Origin of the sequence: Pseudomonas sp. Pseusp97, assembly GCF_047304025.1 — a bacterium.
Classification (GTDB): domain Bacteria; phylum Pseudomonadota; class Gammaproteobacteria; order Pseudomonadales; family Pseudomonadaceae; genus Pseudomonas.
Window position 1 is genome coordinate 1 of record NZ_JBGLYK010000159.1, and the last position, 13710, is coordinate 13710.

General features: G+C 67.1%; 13 protein-coding genes. 6 read left to right on the forward strand and 7 right to left on the reverse strand.

The genetic code is table 11. The features are described from left to right. The 5 genes from ACCC94_RS21475 to paaF form a co-directional block, all read right to left on the reverse strand. Nucleotides 1-811: acetyl-CoA C-acyltransferase (locus ACCC94_RS21475; RefSeq protein WP_413351570.1), on the reverse strand; the 811-nt coding region annotated here is incomplete at its 3' end. Between the two features lie 5 nt (nucleotides 812-816). Then, nucleotides 817-1257, reverse strand: coding sequence for a hydroxyphenylacetyl-CoA thioesterase PaaI (gene paaI, locus ACCC94_RS21480; RefSeq protein WP_413351556.1), 441 nt, complete (start codon nucleotides 1255-1257; stop codon nucleotides 817-819). Further along, a complete protein-coding gene (paaH, locus tag ACCC94_RS21485) occupies nucleotides 1250-2767 on the reverse strand; it encodes a 3-hydroxyacyl-CoA dehydrogenase PaaH (protein WP_413351557.1) in 1518 nt (505 codons plus the stop codon). Before paaH ends, paaI begins: the two co-directional genes overlap by 8 nt. A 3-nt stretch (nucleotides 2768-2770) precedes the next feature. Next, nucleotides 2771-3514 (reverse strand): 2-(1,2-epoxy-1,2-dihydrophenyl)acetyl-CoA isomerase PaaG, encoded by a 744-nt coding sequence (paaG, locus tag ACCC94_RS21490; protein WP_413351558.1) that lies wholly within the window; start codon nucleotides 3512-3514, stop codon nucleotides 2771-2773. A gap of 38 nt (nucleotides 3515-3552) precedes the next feature. Beyond that, nucleotides 3553-4326: a 2,3-dehydroadipyl-CoA hydratase PaaF gene (paaF, locus tag ACCC94_RS21495; RefSeq protein WP_413351559.1), complete on the reverse strand. Its 774-nt coding sequence runs from the start codon at nucleotides 4324-4326 to the stop codon at nucleotides 3553-3555. A 377-nt stretch (nucleotides 4327-4703) separates the two neighbouring features. On the opposite strand from paaF, the gene paaY reads away from it, so the two are divergent. The 5 genes from paaY (at nucleotide 4704) to ACCC94_RS21520 (ending at nucleotide 9743) form a co-directional block, all read left to right on the forward strand. Beyond that, complete coding sequence (paaY, locus tag ACCC94_RS21500; RefSeq protein WP_413351560.1) at nucleotides 4704-5321, forward strand: phenylacetic acid degradation protein PaaY; 618 nt, start codon at nucleotides 4704-4706, stop codon at nucleotides 5319-5321. 77 nt (nucleotides 5322-5398) lie between these two features. Next, nucleotides 5399-6322: a phenylacetic acid degradation operon negative regulatory protein PaaX gene (gene paaX / locus ACCC94_RS21505; RefSeq protein ID WP_413351563.1), complete on the forward strand. Its 924-nt coding sequence runs from the start codon at nucleotides 5399-5401 to the stop codon at nucleotides 6320-6322. Between the two features lie 164 nt (nucleotides 6323-6486). Beyond that, nucleotides 6487-7404 (forward strand): transcriptional regulator FeaR, encoded by a 918-nt coding sequence (feaR, locus tag ACCC94_RS21510; RefSeq protein ID WP_413351564.1) that lies wholly within the window; start codon nucleotides 6487-6489, stop codon nucleotides 7402-7404. A gap of 427 nt (nucleotides 7405-7831) precedes the next feature. Then, nucleotides 7832-8236 carry a c-type cytochrome gene (locus ACCC94_RS21515; protein ID WP_413351565.1) on the forward strand — a complete coding sequence of 135 codons (405 nt, stop codon included), beginning with the start codon at nucleotides 7832-7834 and terminating at the stop codon, nucleotides 8234-8236. 16 nt (nucleotides 8237-8252) lie between these two features. Continuing rightward, the gene (locus tag ACCC94_RS21520; protein ID WP_413351566.1) at nucleotides 8253-9743 is read left to right on the forward strand and encodes an aldehyde dehydrogenase family protein; all 1491 of its coding nucleotides are present in this window, start codon (nucleotides 8253-8255) and stop codon (nucleotides 9741-9743) included. 285 nt (nucleotides 9744-10028) lie between these two features. Here ACCC94_RS21520 and fahA read toward each other — a convergent pair whose 3' ends face one another. After that, complete coding sequence (gene fahA, locus ACCC94_RS21525) at nucleotides 10029-11333, reverse strand: fumarylacetoacetase (protein ID WP_413351567.1); 1305 nt, start codon at nucleotides 11331-11333, stop codon at nucleotides 10029-10031. Between the two features lies 1 nt (nucleotide 11334). Next, complete coding sequence (gene hmgA / locus ACCC94_RS21530; protein WP_413351568.1) at nucleotides 11335-12627, reverse strand: homogentisate 1,2-dioxygenase; 1293 nt, start codon at nucleotides 12625-12627, stop codon at nucleotides 11335-11337. Nucleotides 12628-12726: 99 nt separating this feature from the next. On the opposite strand from hmgA, the gene ACCC94_RS21535 reads away from it, so the two are divergent. Then, nucleotides 12727-13458 carry an IclR family transcriptional regulator gene (locus ACCC94_RS21535; protein WP_413351569.1) on the forward strand — a complete coding sequence of 244 codons (732 nt, stop codon included), beginning with the start codon at nucleotides 12727-12729 and terminating at the stop codon, nucleotides 13456-13458. Nucleotides 13459-13710 lie beyond the last annotated feature (252 nt).

Below are 13710 nucleotides of genomic sequence, written 5' to 3' on the forward strand. Positions count from 1 at the left end.
GCTGCGCACCGTCGCCATGCTCGCCAACGAAGGCGCCGTCGTTGACGCCCGAGGCGTTGCCGGCGGTGACGCTGCCGCCTTCGCGGAACGGTGTGCCGAGCCTGGCCAGTTGTTCCAGCGTGGTGTCGCCGCGCGGGTGTTCGTCCTGCTCGACCACCTTGGGCGGGCCTTTGCGCTGGGGGATCTGCACCGGGACGATTTCCTTCGCCAGGCGGCCGTTGGCCTGGGCGGCGGCCGCCTTGTGCTGGCTGCGCAGGGCGAAGGCGTCCTGGTCTTCGCGGCTGATGTTGAACTGTTCGGCGACGTTCTCTGCCGTCTCGGGCATGGAGTCGATGCCGAACTGCTGCTTCATCAGCTTGTTGACGAAGCGCCAGCCAATGGTGGTGTCGAAGATTTCCGCGCTGCGGCCGAAAGCCTGCTCGGACTTGCCCATGACGAAGGGTGCGCGGGACATGGATTCCACGCCGCCAGCCAGCATCAGCCCGGCCTCGTTGCAGCGCAGGGCGCGCGCGGCGCTGCCTACGGCATCCAGGCCCGAACCGCACAAGCGGTTGAGCGTGGTGCCGGGCACGGTCACCGGCAGGCCGGCCAGCAGCGAGGCCATGTGGGCGACGTTGCGGTTGTCTTCGCCGGCTTGGTTGGCGCAGCCGTAGATCACGTCGTCGATGGCGCTCCAGTCCAGCTCCGGGTGGCGCTGCATCAGGGCCTTCATCGGGATCGCCGCAAGGTCGTCGGCGCGTACACTGGACAGGGCTCCAGCGTAGCGGCCGATGGGCGTGCGTACGGCGTCGATGATCAGGGCGTCGGTCATATCGCTCATTCGGAGGTCTCCTGCGCCAGCACGGTGCCGCGCACTTTGTAGGATTTGCCGTGGAACAGGGCGATCAACTGGCCCTGGGAATTCTCGATGCGCACGTCGTAGTTGCCGGTGCGGGCACTTCTGCTCTGCTCGAAGGCGCGGGCGACCAGTTCGTCGCCTTCGCGGGCCGGCGCCACGTAATCGATGCTGCAGCCGATGGCGACAGTGGCGTCGTTGTAGCTGTTGCAGGCGAAAGCGAAGGCCGAGTCGGCCAGGGCGAACAGGTAGCCGCCGTGGCAGGTGCCGTGGCCCTGGATCATGTCCTCGCGCACGCGCATCGACAGCGTGGCGCTGCCCGGGCCGGCATCCAGCAGCCGGATACCCATGCGGCGGGTGGCCTGGTCGCGCTCGAACATGGCCTCGGCGCAGTTGCGGGCCAGTTGGGTGGCGTCAGTCATGGAAGGCTCTCCCTTCAGCGTGCAGGCGGCGCAGCAGCAGGGACGGGCGATAGCGCTCCTCGCCGTAGGCGGCCTGCAGGTTGTCCAGCACGCGCAGTACGTTGCCGATGCCGATCTGCCCGGCCCAGGCCAGCGGGCCCTGCGGGTAGTTCACGCCGGCACGCATGGCGAGGTCGATGTCGCCCGCGCTGCCCACACCTTGCAGCACCGCATCGGCGCCTTCGTTGGCGAGCATGGCGACGGTGCGCAGCACGGCGAGGCCGGGGGTGTCGCTCAGGCGGCTGGCGGCGATGCCGGCCCGGGCGAGCAGGGCTACGGCCTGGTCCAGCGCTTCGGGCGTGGTGTCGGCCGAGGCGGAAATGCCCAGGCGCGCAGCCTTGCTGTAATCCAGCGCTAGGTCGATCAGTACCAGGTTGCGCAGGCCGTCTTCCCGGGCGCGCTGGCTGGCGAGACGGCCGTCGGAGAGGGCGATCACCGCGTCGCCCACCCGCAGCAGGCCGCTGCCGGCGCGCTGGGTGATCTCGATACCGGCGTCCTTCAGGCGCTGCACCAGCGGTTGGGCGATGCCCAGGTCACCTTCCAGCACGCAGGAAGTAACGCTGGCGCTGCTGCTCAGGCTGGTCGGCTGCGGGCGCTCGGCGCCTTCGGCGTAGTCGTAGAAGCCCCGGCCACTCTTGCGACCGAGTCGGCCAGCATCCACCAGCTCCTTCTGGATCAGCGAGGGCTGAAAGCGGAAGTCGCCGTAATGGGCGGCGAACACCGAGCAGGTGACGGCGTAGTTGACGTCATGGCCGATCAGGTCGGTCAGCTCGAAGGCGCCCATGCGGAAGCCGCCGGCGTCGCGCAGCAGCGCATCCAGCGTGGCACAGTCGGCGGCGCCTTCCTGCAGCAGGCGCAGGCTTTCGGCATAGAAGGGCCGCGCCACGCGGTTGACGATGAAACCGGGCGAGGACTTAGTGTGAACCGGTCTCTTGCCCCAGGCCAGCGAGGTGGCATACAGGCGGTCGGCCAGCGCCGGATCGGTGGCGAGGCCGGAGACTACCTCCACCAGCGCCATCAGTGGTGCCGGATTGAAGAAGTGCATGCCGACGACCTGCTGCGGGCGCTTGAGGCCGGCGGCCAGGCTGGTGATGGACAGCGACGAGGTGTTGCTGGCCAGGATGCAGTCTTCGGCGCAGAGCGCTTCCAGCTGCTGGAACAGGCCGCGCTTGACCTCCAGGTTCTCGACTATGGCTTCGATCACCAGCTTCGAGTCGGCCAGCGCCTCGACGGCTTCCACCGGTTGCAGGCGGGCGACGATGGCGGCGCGTTCCTCGGCGGGCAATTTGCCTTTTTCCACCAGGCGGCGGAGCTGGCGGTCGATGCCGTCGATGGCCTGGGCGGCGGCGCCGGGGCGGTTGTCATGGAGCTTCACCGGGTGGCCGGCCTGCGCGGCGACCTGGGCGATGCCCGCACCCATGGCGCCGGCGCCGATCACCGCGACTTTGGCGTCTTTCGAAAGTGCGCTCATCGATCAGCGGCCCTTGAAGCTGGGGGTGCGTTTTTCCATGAAGGCGGAGACGCCCTCGCGGTAGTCCTCGCTGCGGCCGGCCAGGCGCTGCAGGTCGCGCTCCAGCTCCAGCTGCTCGTCGAAGCTGTTGTTCAGGCTGGCGTTGAGACTGCGCTTGATCAGTGCCAGGCCGTAGGTCGGCTGGGTCGCCAGATGACGGGCGAGCTTGAGGGCTTCCTCGCGCAGGTTGGCGTCATCCACCACCTGGTAGATCAGGCCCCATTGCTCGGCCTGTTCGGCGGTCAGGCGATTGCCCAGCAGCGCGAGCGCCTTGGCGCGGGCCATGCCGACCAGGCGCGGCAGCGTCCAGGTGCCGCCGGAATCGGGGATCAGGCCGATCCTGCAGAAGGCCTGGATGAAGCTGGCGGCGCCGGCGGCCACGCCATTGACCGCGCAGATGACCGGCAGCGGCAGGTCACGCAGGCTGCGGATCAGCGGGTTGTAGAACTGTTCGATGGACTGGCCGAGGTCCGGCGCGTCCGCGCCGGGGGCGACGTTGCGATCGGAAAGGTCTTGCCCTGCGCAGAAGCCACGGCCCTCACCGGTCAGCAGCAGCACGCGGGCTGCCGGGTTCTGCCGGACCTGCTTGAGCGCCTCGCGCACTTCGCCATGCATGGCGGCGTTGAAGCTGTTGAGCTGCTCCGGGCGATTCAGGCTGAGGAGGGCGACGCCGTCCTCGATGGAAAACAGGATGTGCTCGAAGTTCATGGGCGGGTTCGCTCCATCAGGTAGCAGAAAGGAGGTGCTCAGCGGCCTTCATAGGCGGGCTGGCGTTTTTCCTGGAAGGCACGGATGCCTTCGTCGCGGTCGGCGGTGCCGGCCAGCAGGGTGAAGGCGTGGCGTTCGAAGCGCAGGCCGCTGGCCAGATCGGTGTCCTGCGCCTTGAGCAGCGCTTCCTTGACCAGGCGCACGGCCAGCGGCGCCTTGGCGGCGATGCTGCGGGCGATCTGCAGGGCGCGCTCGACGGTGAATTCGGGTTGGGTGACTTCGCTGACCAGCCCGGCGCGCTGGGCGTGCCGGGCGTCGATGGCTTCGCCGGTGAGCACCATCTGCATCGCCAGCGGCTTGCCCACGGCGCGCAGCAGGCGCTGGGTGCCGCCGGCGCCGGGCATGATGCCGAGGTTGATTTCCGGCTGGCCGAAGCGGGCGTCTTCGCCGGCCACGAGGATGTCGGCGTGCATCGCCAGTTCGCAGCCGCCGCCGAGGGCGAAGCCGTTGACGGCGGCGATCAGCGGTTTGGAGAAGGCGGCGATGCGCTGCCAGTAGCCAACGCGCGGGTCGTTGAGGATGCCGACCAGGTCGCGCTCGGCCATCTCCTTGATGTCGGCGCCAGCGGCGAACGCCTTGCGGCTGCCGGTCAGCACCACGGCGCGGGTTTCGCTGTCCTGTTCGGCGTCGTCGAGTTCGGCGGCCAGTTCGCCCAGCAGTTCGGTGTTCAGGGCGTTGAGCGCCTCGGGGCGCTGCAGGGTGATCAGGCGGACTCCTGCTTCTGGCATCTGAACGGCAAGGGTGCGAGGCATGACATCGTCCTCAGGCTGCACGCGCGGCTGCATGGCCGGCTGTATTGGAATTATGGGAGGCAGGCGTGGCCTGTCTCCGGCCTTCTCCCAGTATAGGCCTGAAGTGATACGGAAAAACAACTATAAAAGTAAATTAGCGTGTCTAAAGTATTTCTGGCAGTGCCACAGGGTGGGCGTTGGCGGCGCCTGATGCTTGCGTTGTATGCGGCGTATTTACTGGTCTAGCGAGGCTTTCTGCCATTCGGGCGCTGTTATCCGGAAGCGATACGTCAGATTTAGATTGGAGGTGCTGACTTTGATGTGATACAAAATTTGCAAAGGAACAAATCGCTTTGCGCGGTGATGCCGAAACCCAGGTAGCGCCGCAGGAGAACCCGATGCCCTGCTACAGCCTCGAAGGCGTGCGCCCGGTCGTTCATCCGACCGCCTATGTCCATCCCACCGCCGTGCTGATCGGCGACGTCATCGTCGGTCCCGGCTGCTATGTCGGCCCGCTGGCGGCGCTGCGCGGCGACTTCGGGCGGATCGTCCTCGAAGAAGGCGCCAACCTCCAGGATACCTGCGTCATGCACGGCTTCCCGGACAGCGACACCGTCGTCGAGCGCAACGGCCACATCGGCCACGGCGCGGTGCTGCACGGTTGCCGCATCGGCGAGGATGCCCTGGTGGGCATGAACGCCGTGGTGATGGACTACGCGCAGATCGGCGCGCGCTCCATCGTTTCAGCCGCCGCCTTCGTCAAAGCCAGGTTCGACTGCCCGCCGCAAAGCCTGGTGCTGGGTGCGCCGGCCAGCGTCAAGCGCAGCCTGAGCGACGAAGAGATCGCCTGGAAACGCCGTGGCACCGAGGAGTACCAGGCCCTGGCCAGACGCTGCATCGCCAGCCTGGTGGAATGCCAGCCGCTGGCGGAAATGGAAGCGGAACGCCCGCGCCTGGGCGACTCCGGTTTCCGCCCCAAAGCAGAGGGCGCGGCAGAGGCAGGGAAGGGCGCATGAGTACTGGGGTTCGCTCCAATGGCCAGGCGGTGCGGCGGGCAGGTATAGTCGCCGCTCCTTCGACTGCGCAACGTGCCATGACCGCTCTAGCACCGCTGAACCAGCTGATCAATCGCTTCCAGGAACAGACGCCGATCCGCGCCAGCTCGCTGATCATCACCCTCTATGGCGATGCCATCGAACCCCACGGCGGCACCGTCTGGCTGGGCAGCCTGATCAATCTGCTGGAACCCTTCGGTATCAACGAACGGCTGATCCGCACCTCGATCTTCCGCCTGACCAAGGAAGACTGGCTGACCGCCGAGAAGGTCGGCCGGCGCAGCTACTACAGCCTGACCGGCACCGGCCGGCGGCGTTTCGAGAAGGCCTTCAAGCGCGTCTACAGCTCCAGCCTGCCGGCGTGGGACGGTTCCTGGACCCTGGTGATGCTCTCGCAGATCGCCGCCGACAAGCGCAAGCAGGTTCGCGAGGAACTCGAATGGCAAGGCTTCGGCGCCATTTCGCCGACCGTCATGGCCTGCCCGCGGGCCGACCGCAGCGATGTCATGGCGACCCTGCAGGACCTGGATGTCACCGAGGACAGCATCGTCTTCGAAACCCGTGCCCAGGACGTGCTGGCCTCCCGCGCCATGCGCATGCAGGTGCGCGAGAGCTGGAAGATCGACGAACTCGGCGAGCACTACAGCGAATTCATCCAGCTGTTCCGCCCGCTCTGGCAAGCGCTGCGCGAGCAGGACCAGCTGCGCCCGGAAGACTGCTTCCTCGCGCGCACCCTGTTGATCCACGAATACCGCCGGCTGCTCCTGCGTGACCCACAATTGCCCGACGAACTGCTGCCGGGCGATTGGGAAGGGCGCGCGGCGCGGCAGCTGTGCCGCAACATCTACCGGTTGATCCACGCCAAGGCCGAGGACTGGCTGAACCGCAACCTGGAGACCGCCGACGGTCCGCTACCGGACGTCGGCGAGAGCTTCTACAAGCGCTTCGGCGGATTGAACTGACAGGAGTTGGCGTGAAAAATGCCTCTCGCCCTGCAACGCTGCGGTTGCAGGGCGGAGACAGTACGGTGCGACCTTCCTGCGGGAGGACGCGGCGAACGATGACGACAGGCCCTGGAGGCCGTCGCTGAATAACAACAATCAATGCGTGTGAGGCTCTGCAGGTCATGAATTCTTCATCGACATTGAGGGATGACGCTTTCGAGGCGTGGCTGGGGCAGGTCAACCGGGCGTGCGGTCGTTTCGATGCGCGCACCCTCGGCCCCCAGTTCCATGGACGGTTGCGCGAATATCAGGGCGGTGCGATCAAGCTTTCCGTGGTCGACATGGCCCAGGTGCACCTGTACCGGACCAGCAAGGAAGTCGGCGCCAGCGCCGGCGGTCACTATTACGCGGTGTTCCAGCTCGAAGGGCGCTCGCGCCTGGAGCAGGGCGACAATCGCGTGGAGCTGTCGCGCGGTGACATCACCCTCATCGATGCCAGCCGGCCCAGCGACATGACCTACCTGGAGGAATCCCGGCAGCTCTCGCTGATCCTGCCGCGCCAGGTGATCGAGCGCGGCCTGCGCATGTCGGAAGTGGCCTGCGCGTCGAAGATCCCCGCCAGCTCGCCCATCGCCGTGCTCGCCAACCGCCTGATCGTCGAGACCAGCCAGCAGGAAAGCCTCGGCATGCTGGAGAGCGAGGCGACCCTGGACGCCCTGGTGACGCTGCTGCGCCCCGCGCTGGCCAGCCAGGACGCCGAGCAGGACAACCACGAACGCATGTTCCGCAAGGCCACGGCCTTCATCGACCAGCACATCGGCGCCGAAGAACTCTGCCCCGAGCTGATCGCCCGCGAAGTGGGCATTTCGGTGCGCGGCCTGTACCGCATGTTCGCCAAGAAGGGCCTGGTGGTGGCGCAGTACATCAAGAACCGCCGCCTGGACTTCTGCGCCGAGACCCTGCGCAACGCCCAGTTCGAGCAGAAGTTGTCGGCGCTCGGTTATGCCTGGGGCTTCTCCGATTCGAGCTACTTCTCCACGGCCTTCAAGGGCCGCTTCGGGGTTTCGCCGGGCGAGTACCGCAAGCGTTACGCCAACTGATTCCTTGGGGGACGGCGATACCTGACGGCGGCGTGCCGTGAATGATGGGTATCGCTGCGCTCCACGCCATCCTACGCTGATGCCCGCCTGCACCACTGCCCCCGGCCGAATCCTTCGTAGGATGGGAGGAGCGCAGCGATACCCATGCTGCCTGTGGCGTGCTCACTCGCCAGGCAGGTTCGCGAGCAAGCTCGCTCCTACAGGTCCGCGGATACGCCGCAGCCGCTCTTCGTAGGACCGAGGGGGACGCCTAGTCCTTGCTCGCGAACGCTCCGGAACCATGACCCTCGTCACCTGAGCGCCATCCTGGCACTCCCGCCAACAAGTCTGGCACAGAGGAAAAGACCCTCCGCTGCGCTGCTGGCAACAATCTCCTTCGATGACGCGCGCCATCCGGCCGCAAGCTGTATTCGAAGGTGACTCCCCGATGTCCCGCAACAAGCTCCGATTCGGCGCCCTCGGCCTGCTGCTGGCCGGCGCGCTGCTGCAACCGGTCCTGGCGTTTGCCGGCGACTGCCCGGCCAGCGAAGCCCAGCAGGGCGAAACCGTGTTCGCCCGCGACTGCTCGATCTGCCACACCGCCAAGGCCGACGGCCCCGGCATGATGGGCCCCAACCTGCATGGCGTGGTTGGCCGCATGGCCGGCTCGCTTGCCGGCTTCAGCTATTCCCAGGCGATGAAGGGCAAGGGCGCGGCCTGGTCGCGCGACAACCTCGACGCCTTCGTCAGCCAGCCCCAGGCCACCGTGCCCGGAACCTACATGCCCTTCGCAGGCCTGGCCGACGCGGCCGAGCGGCGGGCGCTCACCTGCTGGCTGAGCCAGCAGCACTGATCCATCAGGAGAGACCATGAACGTCACACAGACCCTGCCTCAGGTCACTGCCTTCCTTGCGCGCAAGCATGGCTGCTTCATCGACGGCGCCTGGGTGGTGCCCGAGGGGGCCCGCACCGACGTGCTGAACCCGGCCACCGGCGAGGCGATCTCCAGTGTTGCCGACATCGACACCGACCTGCTCGACCGTGCCGTGAAGTCCGCCCAGGCAGCTTACAAATCCCGCGTCTGGGCCGACCTGCGCCCGGCCGATCGCGAGCGCATCCTGCTGCGCTTCGCCGACTTGGTGGAAGCCAATGGCGAGGAACTGGCCCAGCTGGAAACCCTCAGCCAGGGCAAGTCGATCAACATCTCGCGCATGCTGGATGTCGGCGCCACCGTCGAGTTCATGCGCTACATGGCCGGCTGGGCGACCAAGATCGAAGGCCAGTCGCTGAACGTTTCCATCCCGCTGCCGCCGGGGGCCAAGTTCACCGCCTACACCCGCCGCGAGCCGCTGGGCGTGGTCGCCGGCATCGTGCCGTGGAACTTCCCGCTGATGATCGCCGTGTGGAAGCTGATACCGGCGCTGGCCACCGGCAACAGCGTGGTGATCAAGCCCGCCTCGGAAACCCCGCTGACCGCCCTGCGTCTGGCCGAACTGGCCTTCGAGGCCGGTGTGCCGGCCGGCGTGTTCAACCTGGTGACCGGCGATGGCCCGCGCATCGGTGGCGGCCTGGCCAGCCACAAGCTGGTCAACAAGGTCTCCTTCACCGGCTCCACCGCGGTGGGGCGCAGCGTCGGCCTGGCCGCCGTGCAGAACATGACCCGCTTCGCCCTGGAGCTGGGCGGCAAGAACCCGATGATCGTCCTCGCCGACGCCAATATCGACAATGCCGTGCAGGGCGCGCTGCTGGGCGGCCTGCTGAACAACGGCCAGGTCTGCGCCGCGGCTTCGCGCTTCTACGTGCACCGTTCGCGCTACGACGAGTTCGTCGAGAAACTGGCCGCCGCCGCAGCCGGTATGAGCCTGGGCGAGGGCATGGACCCGACCGCGCAGATCAACCCGCTGGTATCCGCCAAGCAGCAGCGCAGCGTGCTCGACCACATTGCCCGGGCCGGCGAGCAGGGCGCGCGCATCGTCTGCGGTGGCGAGCAGGTCGGCGGTAGCGGCTTCTATGTGCAGCCCACCGTGCTGGCCGACGTGACCATGCAGATGGCCGTGGCCCGTGACGAAGTCTTCGGCCCGGTGCTGGCGGTCCTGCCGTTCGACGAGGACGACGAGGCCATCGCCATGGCCAACGACAGCGAGTACGGCCTTGGCGCGAGCCTGTGGACCAACGACCTGAGCAAGGCGATGAACCTCGTGCCGCGCATCGAGTCCGGCACCGTGTGGGTCAACGCCCACGTGCTGCTCGACCCGAGCATGCCGTTTGGCGGCGTCAAGCAGTCGGGCATGGGCCGCGAGTTCGGCCGCGCGGTAGTCGAGGCCTATACCGAGATCAAGTCGGTGTGCATCGCGCATTGATTGATAGAGAGAGCAACCCCCTCGTTCAGCAGCGGGCCTTCGGGCCCGTTTTTTTAGCGGGATTCGGGAGAAACCTGTAGGAGCGAGCTTGCTCGCGAACCGCCCAGCCGCATTGTCATCGGCTGTTCGCGAGCAAGCTCGCTCCTACGAAGAGCAAACTCAGATCCGTAGGATGGGTGGAGCGCAGAGCGGGGGTGAGGCGTAGGGCGGATAACCTGAAACAGGTTATCCGCCGGCTACTCGGCGGATAACGCTGGCGCGTTATGCACCCTACGGGCGACGGCCTCAGTGCGCCGGCAGAATCCGCCCCCGGCACTCGCCGAAGCCGATGGACGCATGGCCCTCGCGGCGGCAGCGGGCGCGCAGGATGATCTCGTCGCCGTCTTCGAGGAAGCGCCGCTCCTCGCCGTTGCTCAGCACCACCGGTTGTTTGCCGCCGCCGGTGAGCTCCAGCAGGCTGCCGAAGCTGTCCGGGGTCTCCCCGGACAGGGTGCCGGAGCCGAACAGGTCGCCCGGCTGCAGGCGGCAGCCGTTGACGCTGTGGTGCGCCACCATCTGCGCGACGGTCCAGTACATGTTCAGCGTGTTGCTCAGGGCGATGCGTTCCGGGCCCTGGTGCTCGCGGCGCATGCGCGCGGTGTGCAGCAGGACTTCCAGTTCGATGTCCAGCGCGCCGTGTCGCTGATCGCCTTCGTCGTACAGGTACGGCAGCGGCTGCGGATCGCCTTCCGGGCGGGCCGGCTGGGCGACGCGGAATGGCTCCAGCGCCTCGGCAGTGACTACCCAGGGCGACACGGTGGTGGCGAAGCTTTTCGACAGGAACGGCCCCAGCGGCTGGTATTCCCAGGCCTGCACGTCACGCGCGGACCAGTCGTTGAGCAGGCAGAAGCCGGCGATGTGGCCGGAGGCGGCATTGATCGGGATGGCCTTGCCCTGGTCGTTGCCCTGGCCGATCCAGATGCCCAGTTCCAGCTCCAGGTCCATCCGTGCGCAGGGACCGAACACCGGCACGTCGAGGCCGGCGGGCAGGGTCTGGCCGTTCGGGCGGCGCACTTCAGTGCCCGACGGCACGATGGTCGAGGCGCGGCCGTGGTAGCCGATGGGCACGTATTTGTAGTTGGGCAGCAACGGGTTGTCCGGGCGGAACAGCTTGCCGACGTTCTGCGCGTGGTGGATGCCGACGTAGAAGTCGGTGTAGTCGCCCACTTTCGCCGGCAGGTGCATGCGGCACGCGGCCTGGGGTTTGAGCAGGGCGGCGCCGAGGGCTTCCATGCGCTTCTGTTCGCCACAACCTTCGCTGAGCAGGTGGACCAAGGCATCGCGCAGGGTACGGCGAGCGGTGGGGCCGGTGGCGAAGAAGGCGTTGAGGCTGTCGGCGCTGGCCACCAGCGCGGCCTGATGCGCGGCGCCGTGGAACAGGCCGGCTTCGCAGGCGGTCTTCAGGTCGAAGATGTAGTCGCCGATGGCAACGCCGCCACGGGGCGAGTCGCCGGGCGGGCTGAACACGCCCAGCGGCAGGTTCTGCAGGGGGAAGTCCGGGTGGCCGTTGGCCGATTCGATCCAGCTCTGGGTGGTGGGGGCGACGCTCATGTTACTGCTCCTGGGAAGGGTCGAAGGTCTTCTGCATGCCGCTCCAGCAGCTGTCATAGTCACGCTGCAGCTGCGGGCAGTCGAGGGCGAAGCGGCTGGGGCGCAGCACGCGGCCGGTCTCGAACATGAAGGCCATGGTCTTGTCGATCTTGTGGGGTTTGAGGTCGGCGGCGATTGCCTGCACGGTGGTGGCGTTGTCCGGGCCGTGGGCGCTCATGCAGTTGTGCAGCGAGGCACCGCCGGGGACGAAACCGTCGGCCTTGGCGTCGTACACGCCCTGGATCAGGCCCATGAATTCGTTCATCAGGTTGCGGTGGAACCACGGCGGACGGAAGGTGCTCTCGGCCACCATCCAGCGCGGCGGGAAGATCACGAAGTCCATGTTGGCCATGCCGTGGGTGTCGCTGGGCGAGGTCAGCACGGTGAAGATGGACGGGTCCGGATGGTCGTAGCTGATCGAGCCGATGGTGTTGAAGCGGCGCAGGTCGTACTTGTAGGGCACGTTGTTGCCGTGCCAGGCGACCACGTCCAGCGGCGAGTGGTCGAGCTGGGTGGCCCAGAGTTCGCCGAGGAACTTCTGTACCAGTTGCACCGGGGCTTCCACGTCCTCGTAGTGCGCCACCGGGGCGAGGAAGTCACGGGGATTGGCCAGGCCGTTGCTGCCAATGGGGCCGAGGTCGGGCAGGCGCAGGGCGGCGCCGTGGTTTTCCGCCACGTAGCCGGCGGCCTCGGCGTCCAGCAGCTCGACGCGCAGACGCATGCCGCGGGGGATCACGGCGATCTCCAGCGGCTCCAGTTCCAGCACGCCCAGCTCGGTGACCAGGCGCAGGCGGCCGGCCTGGGGCACGATCAGCAGCTCGCCGTCGGCGTTGAAGAACACCCGGCGCATCGAGGTGTTGGCGCGATAGGCGTACAGGCTGACACCGCTGCAGGCCTCGGCCTCGGCGTTGGCGGCCATGCATAGCAGGCCATCGACGAAATCGGTAGGCTCCTGCGGGATATCGAAACTGTTCCAGCGCAGCCGATTGGGCGTGACCGGACCGAGCGCGGTGCCGGTGATCTGCCGCTCCAGGCGCTCGAAGCGCGGGTGCGCTGCCGACGGGCGGATACGGTACATCCAGGTACGCCGCGCTTCGCTGCGCGGAACCGTGAAGGCGGTGCCAGAGAATTGCTCGGCGTAGAGGCCCAGCGGCACCCGTTGCGGCGAGTTCATGCCCACGGGCAGGGCGCCCGGCAGGGCCTCGCTGGCGAATTCGTTGCCGAATCCGGATTGGTAGGCAGGGGAGGCGGTCATGGTGGTTTTTCTCTTGTTATCGTAATTGAATTACGATTAACGTAATTTCGTGTCGACGGGCCGTCAAGTCCGTCTGGGAGTTCCTTTAAGTTGAAGACCATGAACGACGCCGAAGACTCCGTCCCGACGAAGGGCGCGAAAGTGCAATCCGCCGAGGTCGGCACGCAGATACTCAAGGCTCTGGCGGACCTCGCGCCGAGCACTTCGCTCAAGCGCCTGGGCGAGTACCTGGACATGCCGGCGGCCAAGGTCCACCGCTACCTGCAGGCGCTGATTGCCAGCGGCTTCGCCGAGCAGGACCCGCTGACCAACCATTACGGCCTGGGGCGTGAGGCCCTGTATGTCGGGCTGGCGGCGATCCGTCGGCTGGACGTGGTGAAGGTCTCCAGCCCGGCGCTGGCCGAGCTGCGCGACCAACTGGGGCAGACCTGCTTCCTCGCCATCTGGGGCAGCCACGGGCCGACCGTGGTGCAGGTGGAGCCGGCGCAGGGGATGGTCACGCTGGTGACTCAGGTCGGCTCGGTGCTGCCTTTGCACGGGTCGTCCACCGGACTGGTGTTTGCGGCCTACAAGGATGGGCTGGAGGAGGGCGCGGACCTGGCGGTGCTGGAGAGCATTCGCAGCGAAGGCCTGCACGCCATCCACGGCCTGCTGATGCCGGGGGTGAATGCGCTGTCGGTGCCGCTGTTCAAGACCGGGCGGGACTTGGCGGGGGTGATTACCGTGGTGGGTTCTGAGGCGAGCTTTGCGGCTGAGCCCCAGGGGGAGGCTGCGCGGGTGTTGCTGGCAGTCGCGCGGGAGGTGAGTTTGCGGATGGGGGGAGAGGTTTGACCGTCTGAGGCTTCGGTGCTCGGGTGTGCCCTCTCCCCAGCCCTCTCCCTGAAGGGAGAGGGAGTACCCGAGTGAAGTGTGGCGACAGTGCGTCCCTGACGACTCGGCATCCGGGGGCCGAGCGAGTTACCTTCAGGGAGAGAGCATTCGTAGGAGCGAGCTTGCTCGCGAACAGCTCTGCAGCGGGGGAGGTTCGCGAGCAAGCTCACTCCTACAATCAAATACAGCGTTGGGGGCAACTCACTCCCGCTC